This is a genomic window from Streptomyces sp. SL06 (assembly GCF_058244745.1).
The window spans coordinates 775,904-798,469 of the sequence record NZ_JBSYOT010000002.1 but is presented as its reverse complement, the minus strand read 5'-3'; the positions used below and the strand labels follow the sequence as shown (position 1 = coordinate 798,469).

Below are 22,566 nucleotides of genomic sequence, written 5' to 3'. Positions count from 1 at the left end.
GGTCAGCCCCACACGAGGCGGGCGGTCTCGGCCACCAGCTCCAGTTTGCGGCGCTGGTCGTCGACGGTCAGCAGGTTGCCCTGGCTCGTCGAGGCGAATCCGCACTGCGGGCTGAGGGCGAGCATGCCGACGCCATGGCCGACACGCGGGCACGGCGCACCTTGCCGAGGCGGCCCTCCCCTCGGTGCGAAATCGCGGACCGAAGGTGCTCCCCGTCCCCCACACCTCGACGAGGTGTGAAGGGAACGGATCAGACCCTCCTCGGCCCGGGGCGCAGGTCGGGTGCCGGCGGGCCGTCAGGTGTCGATCCCGCGCAGGGTCTGCGTCAGCCCGGTCTCGATCCGGTCCATGGTGTTCTCGAAGGCGTGCGGGGCGTCGATGCCGAGCCGGTCGGCGAGTACGAAGCTCCACCAGAGGCATTCGGCCAGCTTGTGTTCGAGTTCGGCGTCCTTGTCGCCCTCGATGTCCCACGTGCCCTCGGCCGCCAGGACCAGCCGGCCCACGTAGGCGGCGTCGTTGGTGAAGCCGAGCGCCAGTTCGGGCAGGGTCCAGGTCCGGCCGAGCACCCGCTCCTCGACCTGCTCGTACAGGGCGCGGACCCGCAGTGCGCGGGCCTGTGCGGTGTCGAGCGGGGTCGGCTCGGGTGCGGCGTTCTGCTTAGTCATGACAACTCCGGGGAGTGGGTGGGGGGTTACAGGTCCGTGATGCGGCTGTCGGCGATGGACAGGGCGAGTTCGGGGCCGTAGGCGGAGGCCGGGGACCGGAAGCCGGGGGTGTGCGCGCCCGACAGGACGCGGCGGGCGATCTCGACGGCGGAGAGCTGGGTGAACCGGTAGCCGGTCGGTGTGTCGACGAGGGCGCGGGCCACCGTGCCGTCGCGGCCCACGGCCTCGGCGACGACCTTGCCGCGGCCCACCTCGCGCTCCGCTGCCGTGGGTCCGTCGGGCAGGGCGTCGAGGTCCAGGCCGATCGGGAGCGGCAGGCCGGTCTGCACGTACACCTCGATGGAGGGCGCGCCCGTGGAGACGTGGCTGGTGATCAGGTCGCCCATCGGGGCGGACACGCACTCCTCCGGGCCGTCGTCGCCGAAGTCGAACCGGGCGCTCTTCGGCTCGGGGAGCGCCACGATCTCGCCGTCGGCCCGTATCAGCGCGCCCACGCCGTGCCCGAGGCCCTCCGTCGCGCTGGCCACGGAGCCGCGGGAGAAGGGGTTCAGTCCGGCGGCCTCCTGCGGTGAGGCGCTCAGCAGTTTGAGGGCGATCCGCAGCCGGACCGGATCGGTGACCCGGGCGGCGGCATGGGCGGCGACGCAGTCACTGGGGACGACGTCCCACCCCGTGCCGGACATGATCATGACCCCCGCGTCACGGGCGGCGGCGTCACGGGTACGGGCGGCGGCGAAGACGCCGTACTCGGCGGTGGTGTCGAGGTAGTGCACCCCCTGCGCGACGCAGGCGTCCATGAGGGGTTCGGCCGTCAGCCGGAAGGGGCCGGCGACGTTCAGGACGGCCGCGACGCCGGCCAGTCCCCTGCGCAGCGACACCGGGTCGTCGACCGGGAAGACGCGGCCTTCCACTTCCAGCTCCTTGGCCAGGGCGTCCACGCGCCGCCGGTCGCGTCCGGCCACCATGAGGTCGAGGCCCAGGTTCCGGGCGTGCTCGGCGACCAGGCGGCCCGTGTAACCGGTGGCCCCGTATATCAGCAGGCGGCGGCGGTCTGTCATGGCGTACTCCGTGGGAGGCGGGGAGAGGGCAGCCCCGGGTGGGGCCTGCGGGTCGTGATCCACGCTAGGAGCAGATCCGGACGGGATCTGTCCTGGTCTCGCCGGGGTGGTGGCGCGGTCACACCGTCGGCGTACGGTCGTCCGCGTTGGCGCGGTACAGCGCGTCGAGGCGGCTGAGCAGCGCGTCGCGGACCTCGGCCGGGGAGAGGACCTGCACGGGGATCCGCAGGCCGAGCAGGTAGTCGGCGGTCGCCCCGGGGTCGGAGCCGCCGATGGTGATGATCGTGGAACGCGGTCCTTCGGGCTCGTGGGTCGCCACGATCGGCGGTACCAGCCGCAGGGCGTCCGCCGGGGGAAGGGGCAGCCGGACGCGGGCGTAGAAGGGGTATCCGGTGCGGGTGATGACGTCGGCGACGAGCCGGGCCGCGTCGGGGGGATCGGCGAGTTCGACCGTGCGGCCGGTGGGCCGGGCCTCCGTGACCCGGTCGGCCCGGAAGGTGCGCCACGCGTCGCGGACCACGTCACGGGCGACGAGGTACCAGTGGTCGCCGGTGTGGACCAGGCGGTGCGGGTCCACTTCCCGCACGGTGGTCCGGCCGTGCATGTCCTGGTACGTCAGCTCCGTCCGTTCGGTCGCGCGGCAGACCGAGGCGAGCGTGAGCAGTACGGCCGGGGAGGCTTCGGGGGACGGTGCGCGAGGTGTGTGCTCGACCGCGGCGTCGAGGTCCGCCAGGCGCGCGGCCATCCGTCTGGGCAGCAGCCGTTGGAGCTTCAGCAGGGCCGACAGGGAGGCATGGTCGCCGCCGAGCACGGTGCCGTGGGCCGCCTCGCGCAGGGCGACGGCCACCGCGAACGCCTCGTCGTCGTCCAGGCTCAGCGGCGGCACCCGGGTCCCGGCGCTCAGCCGGTAGCCGCCGCCGGGACCGGGGGCGGACTCCACGCCGTACCCCAGCTCGCGCAGCCGGTCGAACGTCCCGGCGGACGGTGCGCTCGGTGACCTCCAGCCGGCGTGCCAGCTCCGCGTTGGACCAGGTGGGCCGGCTCGACAGCAGGGTCAGCAGCCGCAGCAGCCGGCCGGAGGTGGCGATCATGCCGCGTAGCGGCAGCCGGGGTACTGCGGCCACCGCTTCGGCCCGTGCGGCGCCTCGGCTCTCCGGGCGGCCGGGAAGGCGGAACGGGTCTCGCGGGCCGGGCCGGCCGGACCCTGGTCCAGCATGGGGTGCTCCTGCGGGGGACGGGATGGAAGGGTCGGTCCTGATTGTCGTAGCACGTCTTGCCTCGCGCGCGGGGCAGGGGCACGCGGCGGCCCCGGCCGATCGGTTCCTCGGCGGACGGCACGACTGCCGAACCGATCGGCCGGGGCCGGTGGAGCATGGTGGTGATCTGCCGGTCCACCGACTCGTGGCCGATCGTGCCGTGCACGGGCGAGTCCGCCATCTCCCCCATGATCCCGGCGGCGCCGCCCCGGGCGTGCGCGGGACTGTCGTAGGCGTCGATGTCGGCGTTCGCCTTGACGAAGTCCTCGGCGGCCCGGCGCGGGGCGCAGCGTGGTCACTTCGAGGGCCTCGGTCATCGAGGTTTGCGCTCCTGTACGAGGGGGGCGGGACTCGCCCAGGACGCGCTGGGCGCGACGGGCGGGGAAGGGACCGGCTTCCTGGGTGCGCCACTTCCCGGAAGGGCGTCGACCGCCGACCTGGAGCAGCCCGTCCGGCCGGCTGTGCGGACACCCATTTGCGCTGTAACTGTTACAGTTTCACATATCTGGGTGCCCGCAGGCCCGGAGGAGCCGGTCTTCGGTCTGCACGCCTCCTACCCCGACGCGGAGTGTTACGTCGGCTTCGGCATCCGGCACATCTTGTCGGAGGTGTACCGGGAGGCGACCGAGGCCCTGTGCCGCTCCCTGTCGGCCGTCACGGTGGCGGATGTCCTGCGGGACACACTGGCGTTCCACGACGCGTCCGCCCCGGTCACCCGACCGTCGTTCCTCCCGCCAGAGAGCCGGTGCCCCCATGCAGGAGCAGTCACAGCAGTCGCAGAACGAGTTCGGCGCCTTCCTGCGGGCCCACCGCTCCCGCACCGAACCGGCCGATGTGGGCTTTCCCGCCGGCGGGGGCAACCGGCGGGTGAAGGGGCTGCGCCGGGAGGAGATCGCCGTCCTGGCGGGCGTGAGCGCCGACTACTACGCGCGCCTGGAGCAAGGGCGGGAGCGCAACCCCTCGTCGCAGGTCGTGGACGCGGTGGGGCGCGCGATGCGGTTGTCCCTCGACGAGCGCACGCATCTCTTCCGGCTGGCCGGTCTGCACCCGGCGCTGACCTCGGCGGGCAGTGATGAGCGGGTCCACCCGTCCCTGCTGCGGATGCTGGATGCCTTTCCCTCGGCCGCCGCGTACGTCCTCAGCCCGTCGTTCGACGTCCTGGCGAAGAACACCGCCGCCACCGCCCTGCTCGCCCCTTTCGAGGGCATGTCGAACATGGTGCGCGTGCTGTTCCGGCACCCCCGCGCCCGCGAGGTCTTCGCCGAGTGGGACGCCGTGACCCGGGCGACCGTGGACGCGCTGCGGCTGCACGCGGGCCGCTTCCCCGACGACCCCGGCATCAGATCCGTGGTGAGCGAACTGGCCGAGGTTTCCCCGGACTTCGTCAGCATGTGGCAGGACCGGACGGTGCGGAACCTGGCGCGGGCGCACAAGGTCTTCGTGCTGCCCGAGGTGGGCCGCGTCGAGCTGACGTACCAGAGCTTCGACGTCCATGACGCGCCGGGCCAGCAGCTCCTGGTGGGCATGCCCGAACCGGGCAGCGCCAGTGCGACCGCCGTCGAGACCCTGTGCGAGCGGATCGGCCGCACCGCGGTCAGCCCTTGATCCCTGTGCCCCTGCCGAGCGCTTCCGGCTGTGCGGTACCCGGGCCGGAACGCCGCGTTCCTGGGTGCGGCGCACCCCCTCTCGCACAGCCTCCCTGTCCGGCGCGTACTCCGGCATCGTTGTCCGTACGCCCCTGAACACCCTCCACGACCAAGGATCACCATCGTGTCCCTGACCTCCTACCGCACCCTCGGCCGCTCGGGTCTGCGCGTGAGCCCGCTGGCGTTCGGCGCCATGAACTTCGACGACGGAAGCTGGGGCTCCGGACCCGACACCTCGTTCGCCCTGCTGGACCACTACCTCGACGCCGGCGGCAACTTCATCGACACCGCCAACATGTACAACGGCGGCACCTCCGAGGCGACCCTGGGCCGCTACTTCGCCCAGCGCCCCGGACGCCGGGACAGCGTCGTACTGGCCACCAAGTTCGGCGGCAACATGGCCCCCGAGGACCCCAACTCCGGTGGCGCGGGCCGCAAGGCGATCCGGGCCCAGCTCGACGCGTCCCTGCGCAGGCTGCAGACCGACTTCATCGACCTGTACTGGATGCACCAGTGGGACCGGCACACCCCCGTGGAGGAGACCCTCTCCACTCTCACCGATCTGGTGAGGGCCGGGAAGATCCACGCCATCGGCCTGTCCAACGTCCCCGCCTGGTGGGTCGCCCAGGCGGCCACACTCGCCGCACTGCGCGACTTCGAGCCGGTCGCGGCGCTCCAGGTCGAGTACTCCCTGCTGGCCCGCGGCGTGGAGGGTGAGATCTTCGGCGTGGCCCGGCAGTTCGGCCTGGGCATCACCCCCTGGAGTCCGCTGGCGAGCGGGGCGCTGTCGGGTAAGTACTCCCGCACCGTCACCGAGGTGGCCGGTTCGGGCCGTACTGCCTACGCCGCCCCGCACCTGACCGAGTCCACCTTCGTGCTCCTCGACGCCCTGGGCCGCATCGCGGAGGAACTCGGGACCACGGTCGCCGCGGTGGCCCTGGCCTGGGTCCGGCAGCGCTCCGAGGTCACCTCCACCCTGGTCGGCGCCCGCACCCGCGAACAGCTTCTCGCCAACCTCGCCTCCCTCGACGTGACGCTCTCCGAGAAGCAGACAGGTGAGCTGGACGCGCTGACCGAGCCGACATTGGACTACCCCTACAACCTGATCAACGACATGGTCGGGTTCCAGCAGGGCAACACCACCATCAACGGACTGGATGCGCGGGCGTTCGTCCGCTGACCGGGCCCCGGCGTCCGCCCCGTCCTCTGCGGACCGGCGCCGCGGACGCATGAGACGTCACTCGCCGTCGCTCTTGAGCGTCCGCTCGATGGTGTACGCGGTCGTGGTGAAGGCCTCGATCTGGTCCGCCGTCAGGTGTTGTACGGAGATGCGCTCCAGGGTGCGCCACATGGCCGCGATGGGTTCTCGCAGGGCGCGGCCCCTGTCGGTGAGGCGGACGATCATGACGCGTCGGTCGTGCGGGGCGGGTTCGCGGGTGAGCAGTCCGGCCTCCTGCATGCGGCGCAGCGACTTGGACACCGTCGAGTGGTCGAGGCCGACCGGTTCCAGCAGTTCGGACTGGGTCTGGCCGTCGCGGTCGAGGAGCCGCATCAGCAGGAGTTCCTGCCCCGGGTGCAGGTTCATGTCGCGCAGCATGTCCGCCGCGTGGCCGCGGTGGGCACGGGCGAGCAGGAAGACGGCGTAACTGAGGCGGCCGTCGCGCGCTGTGCTCGGAGGCGTCGGCGCGGGGTCGGTCATCGCTGCTCCTCGGACGGGGTGGTCGGTGTTGCCGGCGGTGCCACCTCCGTGGAAGGCGGCCGGTCGGGCGCGGGTGGTTCAGGATCAGCGTGCTTGGCCTCAACGACCTTAGCCCCGTGAGGAGTTGCTCGTCGGCGGCGTGGACCAGACGCAGGTGGGCGAGGTCCGGCGGGGCGGGCGCGCGGATGTCGTTGCAGGGGTGCCCGGGGACAGCCGGTGCCGGTGCGCCCGGCGCCGATCTCGTCGGCGACGGCTGCGGGGTGTTGTCGGGGTGGACGACACGCCCCGTGTGCATCGGCTGTACGACGACGCGTCCGCCGGCGGTGTGTACGGCGTCGGCCGGTGACTTGCCCGGGGCTGTGAATGCCGGGCGTGAGCAGGTGGCCCTGCCCGTCGGGTGACGGGCGGGTCCTCTCGGTGGTGACGGTCCGGGCCGTGTCGCCGTGCAGGGTGATCGAGTCCTCCAATGGGCCCTTGCCGGCGGTGTCCAGCACGGTGTCGATTCCGTTCGGCGCGAGTGCCGCCACCCGTTCGGCCAGGTTGTCGCCGTAGAGCGGCGCCGTGGCGCCGAGCGAGGTGACGTACTCCTGGCCGGCGGGCGCCGCGCGCGACGGCGAGTTGTACCGCGATGGTGCCGAAGCCGGCGCGTACTGGGCGTAGGAACCTCGTCACCCGCCTTCAGACCCTCGGTCCCTTCGCCCAGTTCGTCGACGACGCCGGCGATCTCACCGCCTGGTTCACCCCGACGGCCCGGACCTGCTGTCTCCTTCGAGGGGGCGTCGACCTCCGTCATGTGGCCGGCCAAGTATTGATCGCCGGATCCGCGAGGCCGCGAAGACTCGCAAATTCCTTAGCTTTGCGCGTGCTTGCATGGCCGCGACGAGGACGGCTCGTGAGCGCAGCCAGGCGTCGTGACGACACGCGCCGGGGACCGACCGGTCCGCCCCGTGAGGTGCGGGCTTCCGCCCGACCGGTCCTCACCGTCGCGGTGGAAAGAGGGAAGATGTCCAAGCGTGCACTCATCACCGGAATCACCGGGCAGGACGGCTCATACCTGGCGGAACACCTCATCGGCCTGGGCTACCAGGTGTGGGGGCTCTGCCGCGGCCAGGCCAACCCCCGTAAGGACCGGATCGCCAAGCTGATCCCCGAGCTGTCGTTCGTCGACGGCGACCTCATGGACCAGGGCAGCCTGGTGTCGGCCGTGGACCTGGTCCAGCCCGACGAGGTCTACAACCTGGGCGCCGTCTCCTTCGTGCCCATGTCCTGGCAGCAGCCCGAGCTGGTCACCGAGATCAACGGCACCGGCGTGCTGCGCATGCTGGAGGCGGTCCGGATCGTCTCCGGTCTCAGCAAGTCCTCCGGCGGTGCGGCCGGCGGACAGATCCGCCTCTACCAGGCATCCTCCTCGGAGATGTTCGGCAAGGTCGCGGAGAGCCCGCAGCGGGAGAACACCTACCTGCACCCGCGCAGCCCGTACGGCGTCGCCAAGGCCTTCGGGCACTACATGACCCGCAACTACCGCGAGTCCTACGGCATGTACGCCGTGTCCGGGATCCTGTTCAACCACGAGTCCCCGCGCCGCGGCGCCGAGTTCGTGACCCGCAAGATCTCCCTGGCCGTCGCGCAGATCAAACTCGGCATGATGGACAAGCTCAGCCTCGGCAACCTCGACGCCGAGCGCGACTGGGGCTTCGCCGGCGACTATGTGCGCGCCATGCACCTGATGCTCCAGCAGGAGACACCCGGCGACTACGTGGTGGGCACCGGCGCCATGCACCAGGTCCGTGACGCCGCCCGCATCGCCTTCGAGCACGTCGGACTCGACTGGGAGGAGCACGTGGTGGTCGACCCCGGCCTGGTGCGGCCCGCCGAGGTCGAGACGCTGTGCGCCGACTCCTCCAAGGCCCGTGCGGAACTGGGCTGGGAGCCCGAGGTCGACTTCGGCCAACTGATGCGGATGATGGTCGAGTCGGACCTGCGCCAGGCCTCCCGCGAGCGCGACTACAGCCGGCTGCTCTCCAGCGCCGCCTGGTAGGGAGAGAGGGCCCGGCGGCCGGCGGGCCCCGAACGCGGGGGCGGTCGCGGGCGCCGGAGAACCGCCCCGGGTGAAGCCCGCGCGCCGTCGCGCGCGGGCTTCGTCCACGCCCCCGCCGGGCGGGCCGCAAAGCCGTCACACACTAGGGATTTCCGGCAGCGGGCCGCACCACACTGAGCCCATGATCTGCGGAATCGGGTGCACGGCGGGCGCCCGCGGGGTGTGCCCCGACGGGGCGGCCGAGGCCCGCCCCGCCCGCCGCGGCGGCAGCGGACATGGAGCCCGGCCGAGCCCGCCCGCCCCGGACCCGGCAGCCGCCCGGATCCCCCGCGGCCGCCCCCGACACCCGGTGTCCACACCGGACCGCCCGCCGTCCTCCGGTCTTCCAGATGGGTTGCGTTGATATGGACAAGGAACAGAAGCTTCGGGACTACCTCAAGCGGGCGAGCGCCGACCTGAAGCGTTCCCGGCAGCGGGTGAGCGAACTGGAGGCCGCGGCCGGCGAGCCCATCGCGATCGTCGGCATGAGCTGCCGCTACCCCGGCGGGGTCGGCAGCCCGGAGGACCTGTGGCGGATGCTCGTCGCCGGTGAGGACGGCATCACCGGCATGCCCGGGGACCGCGGCTGGGAGGCCGCCCTCGGCGACGGCCCCGCGGACTTCGCCGGCGGCTTCCTGCACGACGCACCGGCCTTCGACCCGGACTTCTTCGGCATCTCGCCCCGCGAGGCGCTGTCCATGGACCCGCAGCAGCGCCTGCTGCTGGAGACCGGCTGGGAGGCGTTCGAGCGGGCCGGCGTCGACCCCGCCGGGATCCGCGGCAGCCGTACCGGCATGTTCGTCGGCGCCATGCCCCAGGACTACCGGGTCGGCCCCGACGACGACGTCCAGGGCTTCCAGCTCACCGGCAACGCCACCAGCATCCTGTCCGGCCGGCTCTCCTACTTCTTCGGCGCCGTCGGCCCGGCCGTCACCGTCGACACCGCCTGCTCCTCCTCCCTGGTCGCGCTGCACCTGGCCGCCCAGTCGCTGCGCGCGGGGGAGTGCTCCCTCGCCCTGGCCGCGGGCGTCACCGTGATGGCCTCGCCCACCACCTTCGTCGAGTTCGCCCGGCAGGGCGGCCTGGCCGGCGACGGCCGCTGCAAGTCCTTCGCGGACGCCGCCGACGGCACCGGCTGGTCCGAGGGCGTCGGCGTCCTCGTCCTGGAACGCCTCTCGGACGCCCGCCGCAACGGGCACGAGGTCCTCGCCGTGGTCCGCGGCTCCGCCGTCAACCAGGACGGCGCGAGCAACGGGCTCACCGCGCCCAACGGCCCCTCCCAGCAACGTGTCATCGAGTCCGCGCTGGTCAACGCCCGCCTCACCGCAGCCGACGTGGACGCCGTCGAGGCGCACGGCACCGGCACGACCCTCGGCGACCCCGTCGAGGCGCAGGCGCTGCTCGCCACCTACGGCCAGGGCCGCGACCCCGAACGCCCGCTGCTGCTCGGCTCGGTGAAGTCCAACATCAGCCACACCCAGGCCGCCGCGGGCGTCGCCGGCATCATCAAGATGGTCATGGCGATGCGCCACGACCTGCTGCCCCGCACCCTGCACGTGGACCGGCCCTCCAGCCACGTCGACTGGAGCGAGGGCGCCGTCCGCCTCCTCACCGAACCCGTCGCCTGGCCCCGCCGCGCCGGCGCCCCGCGCCGCGCCGGCGTCTCCTCCTTCGGCCTGTCCGGCACCAACGCGCACACCATCATCGAAGAGGCCCCCGCCCACAGCGCCGACGACACCGGCACGGCCCCGCCCGCCGTCGCGCCCGGCGCCCTGCCCTGGCTGCTGTCCGGCCGTACCCCCGAGGCATTGCGCGCCCAGGCCGCCCGGCTCCTCGACCACCTGGCCGCCCACCCCGCGCTGCCCGCCCTCGACGTGTCCCACGCCCTGGCCACCACCCGCTCCGCCCTGGAGCACCGCGCCGCGCTGACCGCCGCGGACCGGGACACCGCTGTCGCCGCCCTCACCGCGCTCGCCGCGGGCGAGGACGCCCCCGGCCTCACCACCCACCAGCTGCGCGGCCGTACCAGGCTCGCCGTGCTCTTCTCCGGCCAGGGCTCCCAGCGCCCCGGCATGGGCCGCGAACTGTACGAGCGCTTCCCGGTGTTCGCGCGCGCCCTCGACGAGGTCGTCGAGCATCTCGACGCCGGACTCGACCGGCCGCTGCGGCCCCTGATGTTCGCCGACCCGGACAGCGCCGAGGCCGCGCTGCTCGACGGCACCGGGTACGCGCAGCCCGCCCTGTTCGCCCTTGAGGTGGCCCTGTACCGGCTCGTGGAGTCCTGGGGCGTCGCCCCGGACCACGTCACCGGCCACTCCGTCGGGGAGATCACCGCCGCCCACGTGGCCGGCGTGTTCACCCTCGCCGACGCCTGCGCCCTGGTGCTGGCCCGCGGCCGGCTCATGCAGGCGCTGCCCGAGGGCGGCGCGATGTTCTCCCTGGAGGCGACCGAGGACGAGGTGGCACCGCTCGTCGCCGAGCACGCCGGACGCGTGTCCGTCGCCGCCGTCAACGGCCCGTCCGCCGTGGTCGTCGCGGGCGAGGCGGACGCGGTCGAGTCCGTCGCCGCCCGCGTCGGTGAACTGGGCCGCCGCACCCGGCGGCTGCGGGTCTCGCACGCCTTCCACTCGCCGCTCATGGAGCCGATGCTCGACGAGTTCCGGGCCGTCGTCGCCGCGCTCTCCCCGCAGGCGCCCACCCTGCCCGTGATCTCCAACCTCACCGGCGCGCCCGCCACCGTCGAGCAGTTGACCTCCGCCGACTACTGGACCGACCACGTGCGCCGCGCCGTGCGCTTCGCCGACGCGGTCTCCTGGCTCGCCGGCCACGGCACCGGACTGTTCCTCGAACTGGGCCCCGACGCCACCCTCGCCGCCCTCACCCGTACCGTCCTCGACGCCGGCGGACACGACGGCGCCGCCGTGCTGCCCGCCCTGCGCAAGGACCGCCCCGAGACCGCCACCCTCACCGAGACCGCCACCGGACTCCACCTGCGGGGCGTCGCCCTGCGCTGGCAGGCCTGGTTCGAGGGCACCGGCGCCCGCCGCGCCGACCTGCCCACCTACGCCTTCCAGCACCGCCGGTTCTGGCCCAGGGCCGTCACCGGGCTCACCGGCGACATGCGCTCCGCCGGGCTCGGCGCCGCCCACCACCCGCTGCTGGCCGCCGCCGTCCGCCTCGCCAACTCCGACGGCCACCTCCTCACCGGCCGCCTCTCGACGCGCACCCACCCCTGGCTCGCCGACCACGCCGTCGGCGGCACCGTCCTCCTCGCGGGCACCGCCTTCCTCGAACTCGCCGTCCGCGCGGGAGACGAGGTCGGCTGCGAGCGCGTCGAGGACCTCACCCTCGCCGCGCCGCTCGCACTGCCCGAGGACGGCGGAGTCCAGGTCCAGGTGTGGATCGGCAGCCCCGACGAGACCGGCCGCCGCCCGCTGAGCCTGTACGCCCGCCCCGACGGCGACGACGACACCCCCTGGACCCGGCACGCCGCCGGCACCCTCGCCCCCGGCGCCGCCCGCCCCGCCGACGACTTCGACGCCGCCGTCTGGCCGCCCGACGGTGCCGAGCCCGTCGGCCTCGACGGCTTCTACGACGGCCTCGCCACCGCCGGATTCGCCTACGGCCCCGCCTTCCGGGGCCTGCGCGCCCTCTGGCGCCGCGGCGAGGACACCTTCGCCGAGGTCGCCCTCGACGCCGGGCCCGCCCAGAACGCCGCCTCCTTCGGCCTGCACCCCGCGCTGCTCGACGCCGCCCTGCACGCCACCGCGCTCGCCCCGCTCGGCGACGACGCCCGCGGCGGGCTGCCCTTCGCCTGGCAGGACGTCACCCTGCACGCGAGCGGCGCCACCGAGGCCCGCGTCCGCATCACCCCCCACGGCGACGACGCGGTCACCCTCGCCGTCGCCGACACCACCGGCACGCCCGTCGCCTCCGTCGGCTCCCTCGTGCTGCGCTCCGCGCCCGACGCCCGCCCCGCCGCCCCCGCACGCGACGCGCTGTTCGCCCTCACCTGGACCCCGGCGGCCACCCCGGCGGACACCGCCCCGCCCGCCGCGGCCGGCGTCCTCGGCGACGACCCCTACGGCCTCGGCGCCGCCCTCACCGCCGCCGGGACCACCCCCACCGCCGTCACCGACCTCACCGACGCGCCCCCACTGGTGCTCGCCCCCGTCAACGGCACCGGCGGCGACGCACTGCCCGCGGCCGTCCACACGGCCACCGCCCGGGTCCTCGCCCAGATCCACGGATGGCTCACCGACGGCACCCCGCACGACTCCCGCCTGGTGTTCGTCACCCGCGGCGCCGTCGCCACCGGGGACGGCACCCTCACCGACCCGGCCGCCGCCGCCGTCTGGGGCCTGGTCCGCGCCGCCCAGGCCGAACACCCCGGCCGCTTCGCCCTGCTCGACCTCGACCCCGCGACCGGCATCGACCCGGACGCCCTCGCCGCCGCCCTCGCCGACGACGAGCCGCAGACCGCGCTGCGCGACGGCGCCGTGCGCACCGCACGCCTCACCCGCGTCCGCCCCGACCAGGACCGTACGGCCGCCCCCTGGAACCCCGAAGGCACCGTCGTCGTCACCGGCGGCACCGGCGGCCTCGGCGCCGTCCTCGCCCGCCACCTCGTCACCGAGCACGGCGTACGGCACCTGCTGCTCGCCGGGCGGCGCGGCCCTGACGCGCCCGGCGCCGCCGAACTCGCCGGCGCACTGCGCGAGTCGGGCGCCGAGGTCACCCTCGCCGCCTGCGACGTGTCCGACGCCGGCGCCGTCGACCGCCTCTTCGCGGACATCCCCGCCGACCGCCCCGTCACCGCCGTCGTGCACACCGCGGGCGTCCTCGACGACGGGCTCGTGGAGTCCCTCAGCGAGGAGCGCCTCGCCGCCGTACTGCGGCCCAAGGCCGACGCGGTGTGGCACCTGCACCGCGCCACCCGCGACCTCGACCTCGCCGCGTTCGTCGTCTTCTCCTCCCTCGCCGGCACCACCGGCGCGCCCGGCCAGGCCAACTACGCCGCCGCCAACGCCGTACTCGACGCCGTCGCCCGGGTACGCCGGGACGCGGGACTGCCCGCACTCTCCCTCGGCTGGGGCCCCTGGGCGCCCACCGGCGGCATGACCGGCGGCCTCGGCGACCGCGACCTGGAGCGCATGTCCCGCTCCGGCACACCCCCGCTCACCGTCGAACAGGGCCTCGCCCTCTTCGACGCCACGCTCGCCCTGCCCGACGCCGCCGTCCTGCCCGTCCGCCTCGACCTCGCCGTCCTGCGCGGCCGGGGCGAGGTGCCGCACCTCATGCGCTCCCTGGTCCGCGGCCGGACCCAGCGCACCGTGCGCACCGGCTCCGAGGCCGCCCTCGGCCTCGCCCAACGGCTGTCCCGGCTCGACGCGGAGGCCCGTACCGAGACCCTCGTCGACCTGGTGCGCGGCCAGGTCGCCGGCGTCCTCGGGCACACCTCCGCCGGCGACATCGACCCCGAACGGCCCTTCCAGGATCTCGGGTTCGACTCGCTGACCGCCGTCGAGCTGCGCAACCGGCTCGCCGCCGCCACCGGTCTGCGCACCTCCGCGACCGTCATCTTCGACTACCCGACCGTCACCGCCCTCGCCGCCCACCTCCTCGACGAACTCGGCGACACCCCGGACACCGCCGCGCCCGCCGCCCCCCGCACCCGCGCCGTCGACGCCGACGACCCGATCGTCGTCGTCGGCATGAGCTGCCGCTACCCCGGCGGCGTCACCTCGCCCGACGAACTGTGGCGCCTGGTCACCGAGGGCACCGACGCGGTCGGCGGACTCCCCGTCAACCGCGGCTGGGACCTCGACCGCCTCTACCACCCCGACCCGGACCACCCCGGCACCTCCTACACCCGCCACGGCGGATTCCTGCACGACGCGGGCGAGTTCGACGCCGGCTTCTTCGGCATGAGCCCCCGCGAGGCACTCGCCACCGACTCCCAGCAACGCCTGCTGCTGGAGGCGTCCTGGACCGCCGTCGAACACGCCGGGATCGACCCGCTGGCCCTGCGCGGCAGCCAGACCGGCGTCTTCGCAGGCGTCATGTACAGCGACTACTCCGCCACCCTCGCCGACGAGCGCTTCGAGGGCCACCAGGGCAGCGGCACCGCCCCGAGCATCGCCTCCGGCCGCGTCTCCTACGCCCTCGGCCTGGAGGGGCCCGCGGTCACCGTCGACACCGCCTGCTCCTCCTCCCTCGTCGCCATGCACTGGGCCATGCAGGCCCTGCGCGCGGGGGAGTGCTCCCTCGCCCTGGCCGGCGGCGTCACCGTGATGTCCACCCCGACCTCCCTGGTGGAGTTCTCCCGCCAGCGCGGTCTGTCGCCCGACGGCCGCTGCAAGGCGTTCTCCGACGACGCCGACGGAGTGGGCTGGTCCGAGGGCGTCGGCGTGGTCGTCCTTGAGCGGCTCTCCGACGCCCGCCGCAACGGCCACCGCGTCCTCGCCGTGGTGCGCGGCTCCGCCGTCAACCAGGACGGCGCGAGCAACGGGCTCACCGCGCCCAACGGCCCCTCCCAGCAGCGGGTGATCCGCCAGGCCCTCGCCGCCTCCGGCCTCACCACCGACGACATCGACGCCGTGGAGGCGCACGGCACCGGTACCGCGCTCGGCGATCCCATCGAGGCGCAGGCCCTGCTCGCCACCTACGGCCAGGACCGGGACCCCGAACGCCCGCTGCTGCTCGGCTCGGTGAAGTCCAACATCGGCCACACCCAGGCCGCCGCCGGAGTCGCGGGCGTCATCAAGATGGTCCAGGCGATGCGCCACGGCGAACTCCCGCCCACCCTGCACGCCGGCCGGCCCTCGCGGCACGTCGACTGGGAGAGCGGCGACGTCCGCCTCCTCCACGAGCACACCGCCTGGCCCGAGACCGGCCGCCCCCGCCGCGCCGCCGTCTCCTCCTTCGGCATCAGCGGCACCAACGCCCACATCGTCCTGGAACAGGGCGAACCCACCCCCGCCCACGAGGAGCCCGCCGACGGCACGCCCGCCGTACTGCCCTGGACCCTCTCCGGCCGCACCCGTGGCGCCCTGCGCGCCCAGGCGGCCCGCCTGCTCACCCACCTCGGCACCCACCCGGACGACGCCCCCGCCGACCTCACCCTGTCCCTGGCCACCACCCGCCCGGCCTTCGAACAGCGCGCCGTCGTCGTCGGCACCGCCGACGACGCCCGACGGGCCCTCGCCGCCCTCGCCGCCGACCGGTCCGACCCGGCACTCGTGGTCGGCGAGACCGGCGGCGCGGGCCGCACCGCCCTGATCTTCACCGGCCAGGGCAGCCAGCGCCCCGGCACCGGCCGCGAACTCCACGCGCGCCACCCGGTGTTCGCCGAGGCGCTCGACGAGGTGATCGCCCGCCTCGACCCGCTGCTCCTCGACACCCACCCCGGCACCCCCCACGGCTCCCTGCGGGACGTGCTGTTCGCCGCCGACGGCACACCCGGCGCCGCCGCCCTGTACGAGACCGGCTGGACCCAGCCCGCGCTGTTCGCCCTGGAGACCGCCCTTTACCGGCTCGTCCGCTCCTGGGGAGTACGCCCCGGCGTGCTCCTCGGCCACTCCATCGGCGGGATCAGCGCCGCGCACGCCGCGGGCGTCCTCTCCCTGGACGACGCCTGCGCCCTGGTCGCCGCCCGCGCCCGCCTGATGCAGGCCCTCCCCGAGGGCGGCGCCATGTGGTCGGTGCAGGCATCCGAGGACGAGGTGCTCCCGCTCCTGGCGGGCGTCGAGGACCAGGTCGGCCTGGCCGCCGTCAACACCCCCGGCTCCGTCGTCGTCTCCGGCGACGAGGAGGCCGCCGGGCGGATCGCCGACCACTTCGCCGGCCTCGGCAGGACCACCCGCCGGCTGCGGGTGAGCCACGCCTTCCACTCGCCCCGCACGGACGCCATGCTCGACGCCTTCCGCGAGGTCGCCGAGGGCCTGACCTACCACGAGCCGACCGTGCCCGTGGTGTCCGACCTCACCGGCCGTCTCGCCGGGGGCGACGACCTGCGCACCGCCGACTACTGGGTGCGGCACGTCCGCTCCACCGTCCGCTTCGCCGACGCGGTACGCGCCGCCCGCACGGCAGGCGCCGCCACCTACCTCGAACTCGGCCCCGGCGGAACCCTGGCCGCCGCCGCCCAGGACACCCTCGCCGAGGCCACCACCGACGGCGACACCGACGCCGTACCGCTGCTGCGCACCGACCGCGCCGAGAACGAGTCCGTCCTGACCGCGCTGGCCCGGCTGCACGTGCGGGGCGTCCGCGTCGACTGGAGCGCCGTCCACCGGGGCACCGGCGCCCGCCCGGTCGAACTGCCCACCTACGCCTTCCAGCACGAGACGTACTGGCCGGACACCACCGCGCCCACCGCTCGCCGCACCGCGGCCGGCTCCGCCGACCCCGCCGACGCCGAACTGTGGACCGCCGTCGAAAGCGGCGACGCCGCCCTGCTCGCCGACCTCCTCGGCCTGCGCGACGAGGAGCACGCCTCCCTCTACACCCTGCTGCCCTCGCTGTCCTCCTGGCGCCGCGCCCGGCACCAGCGCGCCGCCCTGGACGCGGCCCGCTACCGGACCGCCTGGCACCCCGCCGACCCCGAGAACGCGCCCGTCCTGGACGGAACCTGGCTCGCCGTCACCACCGCGGACGGCGCGGCGGGCGCCGAGATCCTCGACGCGCTGCGCGGCCACGGCGCCGTCCTGCTGCCCGTCCCCCTGGACACCACCCACCTCGACCGCGACCGGCTCGCCGACACCCTGCGCGCCGCCCTCACCGACGCCGCCGCCGACGGACCCGGCGTCACCGGCGTGCTCTCCCTGCTGCCGCTGGCCGACGGCGCCCGGCCCACCGCGGCCCCGGCCGACGACGCGACCGCGGGGCTCCCCACCGGCTTCGCCCTCGGGGTCGTCCTCGCCCAGGCCCTCGGCGACGCCGCCGTCACCGCGCCCCTGTGGACCGTCACCCGCGGAGCCGTCTCCACCGGCCCCGGGGACCCCCTCACCCACCCCGCCCGCGCCACCGCCTGGGGCCTGGGCCGGGTCACCGCCCTGGAACGCCCCGAGCAGTTCAGCGGTCTGGTCGACCTGCCCGCGACGCTGGACGCCCCCGCGGTCCAGCGCCTGGTCGGGGTACTGGCCGGACGCGGCGGCGAGGACCAGCTCGCCGTCCGCGCCGGCGGCACCCTCGCCCGCCGGGTGGTGCGCCACCCCGGCGACGAACTGCCCCGCGAGGACGCCTTCACCGCCTCCGGCACCGTCCTGGTCACCGGCGGCACCAGCGGCCTCGGCGCCGAGGCCGCCCGCTGGCTCGCCCGCGCCGGCGCCGACCACCTGATCCTCGCCGGCCGGCGCGGCCCCGACGCCCCCGGCGCCGCCGAACTCCGCACCGAACTGGAGGAGTACGGCGCCCGGGTCACCGTCGTCTCCTGCGACGCCGCCGACCGCGGCGCACTGGCCGCCGTCCTCGCCGGCGTCCCCGAGGACGCCCCCCTGACCGGTGTCGTGCACGCCGCGGGCGTCGGACAGGCCAGCGCGCTCGCCGACACCCCCCTCGCCGACATCGCCTCCACCATGGCCGCCAAGCTCCTCGGCGCCGCCCACCTCGACGACCTCCTCGACGGTTACGACCTCGACTTCCTCGTCCTGGTCTCCTCCGTCGCCGGCACCTGGGGCAGCGCGGGCCAGAGCGCCTACGCCGCCGCCAACGCCTACCTCGACGCGCTCGCCGAGCAGCGGCGCGACCGCGGCCTCGCCGCCACCTCCGTGGCCTGGGGCCCCTGGGCCGGCACCGGCATGGCCGACGCCCACCGCTCCATCGCCGAGGGCTTCGAACGCACCGGCCTGCGGCTGCTTGACCCGGCCCTCGCCATGACCGAACTGCGCCGCGCCGTCGTCCGCGGCGAGAGCACCGTCACCGTCGCCGACGTCGACTGGGAGCAGTACCACCCGGTCTTCACCGCCGCCCGCGCCGGCCGGCTCTTCGACGCCGTCGACACCGTCGCCGCGCTCACCGCCCCCGGCACCTCCGGCACCGCCGGGGAACTCGCCGGGCGGCTCGCCGGCCTCACCCCCGCCGAGCAGGAACGCCTCCTGCTGGACCTGGTGCGCTCCGAGGCCGCCGTCGTCCTCGGCCACACCTCCGCCGAGGGCGTCCCCGCCAAGCGGGCCTTCCGCGACGCCGGGTTCGACTCGCTGACCGCCGTCGACCTGCGCAGGCGGCTGGCCGCGCTGACCGGCCTCGCCCTGCCCACCACCCTCGTCTTCGACTACCCGAGCCCCCTCGCCCTCGCCCGCCATCTGCGCGACGAACTCCTCGGCACCGGCCGGGACGCCGCCCTGCCGGGCGCGGTGGCCGCCGCCGACGAACCGATCGCCATCATCGGCATGAGCTGCCGCTTCCCCGGCGGCGCCCGCTCCGCCGACGACTTCTGGCGGCTCGTCGCCGACAACACCGACACCATCTCCGACTTCCCCGTCAACCGCGGCTGGGACGCCGACGCCCTCTACGACCCCGACCCGGACCGCCCCGGCACCACCTACTCCACCCAGGGCGGATTCCTGCACGACGCGGGTGAGTTCGACGCCGCGTTCTTCGGGATCTCCCCGCGCGAGGCCCTCGCGATGGACCCGCAGCAGCGGCTCCTGCTGGAGACCACCTGGGAGGCGTTCGAGCACGCCGGCATCGACCCGGCCGCCGTGCACTCCACGCCCACCGGCACCTTCATCGGCTCCACCTACCAGGACTACGGCGTCGGCATGGCCGACGGCTCCGCCGGCCACGTCGTCACCGGATCGAGCCCCAGCGTCCTGTCCGGCCGCCTCGCCTACTCCTTCGGCCTGGAGGGGCCCGCGGTCACCGTCGACACCGCCTGCTCCTCCTCCCTGGTCGCCCTGCACCTGGCCTGCCAGTCCCTGCGCAACGGCGAGTCCACCCTCGCCCTCGCAGGCGGCGCCACCGTCATGACCAACCCGATGCCCTTCATCGCCTTCTCCCGGCAGCGCGCCCTCGCCCGGGACGGCCGCTGCAAGGCGTTCGCCGAGGGCGCCGACGGCATGACCCTCGCCGAGGGCGTCGGCATCCTCGTACTCGAACGGCTCGGCGACGCCCGCCGCAACGGCCACGAGGTCCTCGCCGTCGTCCGCGGCTCCGCCATCAACCAGGACGGCGCCAGCAACGGCCTCACCGCCCCCAACGGCCCCTCCCAGATCCGCGTCATCCGCCAGGCCCTCGCCGCCTCCGGCCTCACCACCGACGACATCGACGCCGTGGAGGCGCACGGCACCGGCACCGCCCTCGGCGACCCCATCGAGGCGCAGGCGCTCCTCGCCACCTACGGCCAGGACCGGGACCCCGAACGCCCCCTGCTGCTCGGCTCGGTGAAGTCGAACATCGGCCACACCCAGTCCGCCGCGGGCGTCGCCGGCATCATCAAGATGGTCCAGGCCATGCGCCACGGCGAACTCCCGCGCACCCTGCACACCGACGAACCCTCCAGCCACGTCGACTGGTCCGACGGCACCGTCCGCCTCCTCACCGAGAACACCCCCTGGCGGCGCGAGGAGCGTCCGCTGCGCTGCGCCGTGTCCTCCTTCGGCATCAGCGGCACCAACGCGCACGCCGTCCTGGAGCAGGCCCCCGCCGACACGCCGGCCGAGGCACCCGCGCCCGTGCTGCCCGCCGGCACCACCCTGCCCTGGATCCTGTCCGCCGCCGCCCCCGCCGCCCTGCGCGAGCAGGCCACCCGGCTCGCCGCCCACGTCACCGAGGCACCCGCGGTCCACCCCGCCGACATCGGCCACACCCTGGTCACCGGCCGCTCCGTACTGGAGTACCGGGCCGTCGCCCTCGGCACCGGCGGCGTCGAACTCGCCGAGGCCCTCGGCGCGTTCGGCGAGGGCCGGTCCACCAGCCGGGTCGTCCACGGCACCGCCGACACCGACGGCCGCACGGTGTTCGTCTTCCCCGGCCAGGGCTCCCAGTGGGCCGGCATGGGCGCCGAACTCCTCGACACCTCACCGGTGTTCGCCGAGCGCCTGCACGAGTGCGCCGCCGCGCTGGCCGCGTACACCGACTGGAACCTCCTCGACGTGCTCCGCCGGACCGACGGCGCCCCCACCCTGGACCGCGTCGACGTGGTCCAGCCCGCCACCTGGGCCGTGATGGTCTCCCTTGCCGAGCTGTGGCGCGCGCACGGCGTCACCCCCGACGCCGTGATCGGCCACTCCCAGGGCGAGATCGCCGCCGCCGTGGTCTGCGGCGCGCTCTCCCTCGACGACGGCGCCCGCGTCGTCGCCCTGCGCTCGCAGGCCATCGGGCGCGTCCTCGCCGGCGCGGGCGGCATGATGTCCGTACAGATGTCCGCCGCCGAGGCCGAGGAACACCTCGCCCCCCACGACGGCGCCGTCTGCGTCGCCGCCGTCAACGGCCCGCACTCCGTGGTCCTCGCCGGTACGCCCGAGGCCCTGGACGCCCTGCACGCCGAGTTCACCGCCCGCGACATCCGCGCCCGCCGCGTCGCCGTGGACTACGCCTCCCACTCCCCGCAGGTCGAACGCATCGAGGCCGAACTCCTCGACGTACTCGCCCCGGTGACCCCGCGCGCCCCCCGCGTCCCCTTCCACTCCACGGTCACCGCCGCGCCCCTGGACGCCACCGGCACGGACGCCGCGTACTGGTACCGCAACCTGCGCCAGGCCGTCCGCTTCGAGGAGACCGTGCGCGCGCTGCTCGACTCCGAGCACACCGTGTTCGTCGAGATCAGCCCGCACCCCGTGCTCACCATGGCCGTCCAGGCCACCGCCGAGGCCACCGGCCGCCCGGTCGCCGCCGTCGGCACCCTGCGCCGCGACCAGGGCGGCACCGACCGCTTCCTGACCTCGCTGGCCGAACAGTGGGTCCGCGGCGGCCGCGCCGACTGGCCGAGCGTCTACGCCGGCACCGGCGCCCGCAAGACCCCCCTGCCCACCTACGCCTTCCAGCGCGAACACCTCTGGGCCATCGCCGCCCGCGCCCAGGGCGCCGCCGACGGCGACCCCGCCGACGCCGAGTTCTGGTCCGAGGTCGAACAGGAGGACGCCGACTCCCTCGCCGTCCGCCTCCACCTCGACCGCGAGGCCATCGCCCCGCTGCTGCCCGCCCTGTCCACCTGGCGCCGCGGGCACCGCGACCGCTCCACCGTCGGCTCCTGGCGCTACCGCGCCACCTGGAAGCCGCTGGCCGCCCTGCCCACCGCCACCCTGCACGGCACCTGGCTCCTCGTCACCGCCGACGGCACCGACCCGGCCCACACCGCCGCCGTCACCGACGCCCTCACCACGCACGGCGCCGAGACCCTGCCGCTCGTCCTCACCGCCGCCGACACCGACCGCGCCGCCCTCACTGACCGGCTGCGCGCCCTGCCCCAGCCGCAGGGCGTGGTCTCCCTGCTCGCCGACGCCGAGGACACCGGCACCGCCCACCCGGTCCTCACCACCGGCCTCGCTCTGAGCGTCACCCTCGTCCAGGCCCTCGGCGACGCCGGGTTCGCCGCCCCCCTGTGGGCACTGACCCGCGGCGCCGTCTCCACCGGCCGCGCCGACCACCTCACCCGGCCCCTCCAGGCCATGGTCCACGGCATGGGCTGGACCGCGGCCCTGGAGCACCCCGAACGCTGGGGCGGCACCGTCGACCTGCCCGACACCCTGGACCACCGCGCCGCCGGACGGCTCGCCGCCGTCCTCGCCGGCGACACCGGCGAGGACCAGCTCGCCGTGCGCGCCTCCGGCGTCCTCGCCCGCCGGATCGCCCCCGCCCCCGCCCCGACCGGCTCCTCCGCCTGGACCCCGCGCGGCACCGTCCTGGTCACCGGAGGCACCGGCACCCTCGGCCCGCACCTGGCACGCTGGCTCGCCGACCAGGGCGCCCGCGACCTCGTCCTCACCAGCCGCCGCGGCCCGGACGCCCCCGGCGCCGCCGACCTCACCGCCGAACTCGCCGACCGCGGCTGCCGGGTCACCGTCGCCGCCTGCGACGTGGCCGACCGCGAGGCCGTCGCCGCCCTCCTCGACGGCCTCGCCGCCGAGGGCCGCACCGTCCGCAGCGTCTTCCACACCGCCGCCGTCATCGAGCTGCAGTCCCTCGACGAGACCAGCTTCGACGCGTTCGCCAAGGTCGTGCAC

9 protein-coding genes and 1 pseudogene (1 of these 10 running past the window's edge) are annotated in these 22,566 nt (G+C 75.0%); 4 read left to right on the top strand and 6 right to left on the bottom strand.

The features are described from left to right. Positions 1 to 2 precede the first annotated feature (2 nt). From AC4IHM_RS03470 to AC4IHM_RS03450, 5 genes and pseudogenes are all read right to left on the bottom strand, one after another. Entirely contained in the window at positions 3 to 125 is a 123-nt protein-coding gene (locus AC4IHM_RS03470; protein WP_490865603.1) for a hypothetical protein, read from the bottom strand. Positions 126 to 296: 171 nt separating this feature from the next. After that, a complete protein-coding gene (locus AC4IHM_RS03465; protein ID WP_490865602.1) occupies positions 297 to 665 on the bottom strand; it encodes a nucleoside triphosphate pyrophosphohydrolase family protein in 369 nt (122 codons plus the stop codon). Between the two features lie 26 nt (positions 666 to 691). Then, entirely contained in the window at positions 692 to 1,723 is a 1,032-nt protein-coding gene (locus AC4IHM_RS03460) for a saccharopine dehydrogenase family protein (protein ID WP_490865601.1), read from the bottom strand. Further along, a pseudogene (locus AC4IHM_RS03455) lies at positions 1,720 to 2,814 on the bottom strand (helix-turn-helix transcriptional regulator). Before AC4IHM_RS03455 ends, AC4IHM_RS03460 begins: the two are co-directional and overlap by 4 nt. Then, complete coding sequence (locus tag AC4IHM_RS03450) at positions 2,811 to 2,939, bottom strand: hypothetical protein (RefSeq protein ID WP_490865600.1); 129 nt, start codon at positions 2,937 to 2,939, stop codon at positions 2,811 to 2,813. Before AC4IHM_RS03450 ends, AC4IHM_RS03455 begins: the two are co-directional and overlap by 4 nt. Positions 2,940 to 3,732: 793 nt before the next feature. Here AC4IHM_RS03450 and AC4IHM_RS03445 point away from each other — a divergent pair. Continuing rightward, positions 3,733 to 4,584 (top strand): helix-turn-helix transcriptional regulator, encoded by an 852-nt coding sequence (locus AC4IHM_RS03445; protein WP_490865599.1) that lies wholly within the window; start codon positions 3,733 to 3,735, stop codon positions 4,582 to 4,584. Between the two features lie 165 nt (positions 4,585 to 4,749). Beyond that, the gene (locus tag AC4IHM_RS03440; protein WP_490865598.1) at positions 4,750 to 5,805 is read left to right on the top strand and encodes an aldo/keto reductase; all 1,056 of its coding nucleotides are present in this window, start codon (positions 4,750 to 4,752) and stop codon (positions 5,803 to 5,805) included. Positions 5,806 to 5,862: 57 nt separating this feature from the next. Here the strand turns inward: AC4IHM_RS03440 and AC4IHM_RS03435 are convergent, their stop codons facing one another. Then, positions 5,863 to 6,324 (bottom strand): MarR family winged helix-turn-helix transcriptional regulator, encoded by a 462-nt coding sequence (locus tag AC4IHM_RS03435; RefSeq protein ID WP_490865597.1) that lies wholly within the window; start codon positions 6,322 to 6,324, stop codon positions 5,863 to 5,865. Between the two features lie 1,003 nt (positions 6,325 to 7,327). On the opposite strand from AC4IHM_RS03435, the gene AC4IHM_RS03430 reads away from it, so the two are divergent. Both AC4IHM_RS03430 and AC4IHM_RS03425 read left to right on the top strand, forming a co-directional pair. Then, complete coding sequence (locus tag AC4IHM_RS03430; protein WP_490865596.1) at positions 7,328 to 8,362, top strand: GDP-mannose 4,6-dehydratase; 1,035 nt, start codon at positions 7,328 to 7,330, stop codon at positions 8,360 to 8,362. Positions 8,363 to 8,766: 404 nt separating this feature from the next. Beyond that, positions 8,767 to 22,566, top strand: the start of a protein-coding gene (locus AC4IHM_RS03425) for a type I polyketide synthase (protein ID WP_490865595.1). It continues 14,817 nt past the right edge of the window; the window shows 13,800 of its 28,617 coding nt (coding positions 1-13,800); its start codon is at positions 8,767 to 8,769; its stop codon lies beyond the right edge, outside the window.

What these genes read in the sequence shown, in the direction of transcription:
- AC4IHM_RS03450 (WP_490865600.1), bottom strand. Translation starts at nt 2,939, where the DNA reads ATGCTGGACCAGGGTCCGGCCGGCCCGGCCCGCGAGACCCGTTCCGCC.
- AC4IHM_RS03430 (WP_490865596.1), top strand. Translation starts at nt 7,328, where the DNA reads ATGTCCAAGCGTGCACTCATCACCGGAATCACCGGGCAGGACGGCTCA.
- AC4IHM_RS03470 (WP_490865603.1), bottom strand. Translation starts at nt 125, where the DNA reads ATGCTCGCCCTCAGCCCGCAGTGCGGATTCGCCTCGACGAGCCAGGGC.
- AC4IHM_RS03465 (WP_490865602.1), bottom strand. Translation starts at nt 665, where the DNA reads ATGACTAAGCAGAACGCCGCACCCGAGCCGACCCCGCTCGACACCGCA.
- AC4IHM_RS03445 (WP_490865599.1), top strand. Translation starts at nt 3,733, where the DNA reads ATGCAGGAGCAGTCACAGCAGTCGCAGAACGAGTTCGGCGCCTTCCTG.
- AC4IHM_RS03435 (WP_490865597.1), bottom strand. Translation starts at nt 6,324, where the DNA reads ATGACCGACCCCGCGCCGACGCCTCCGAGCACAGCGCGCGACGGCCGC.
- AC4IHM_RS03460 (WP_490865601.1), bottom strand. Translation starts at nt 1,723, where the DNA reads ATGACAGACCGCCGCCGCCTGCTGATATACGGGGCCACCGGTTACACG.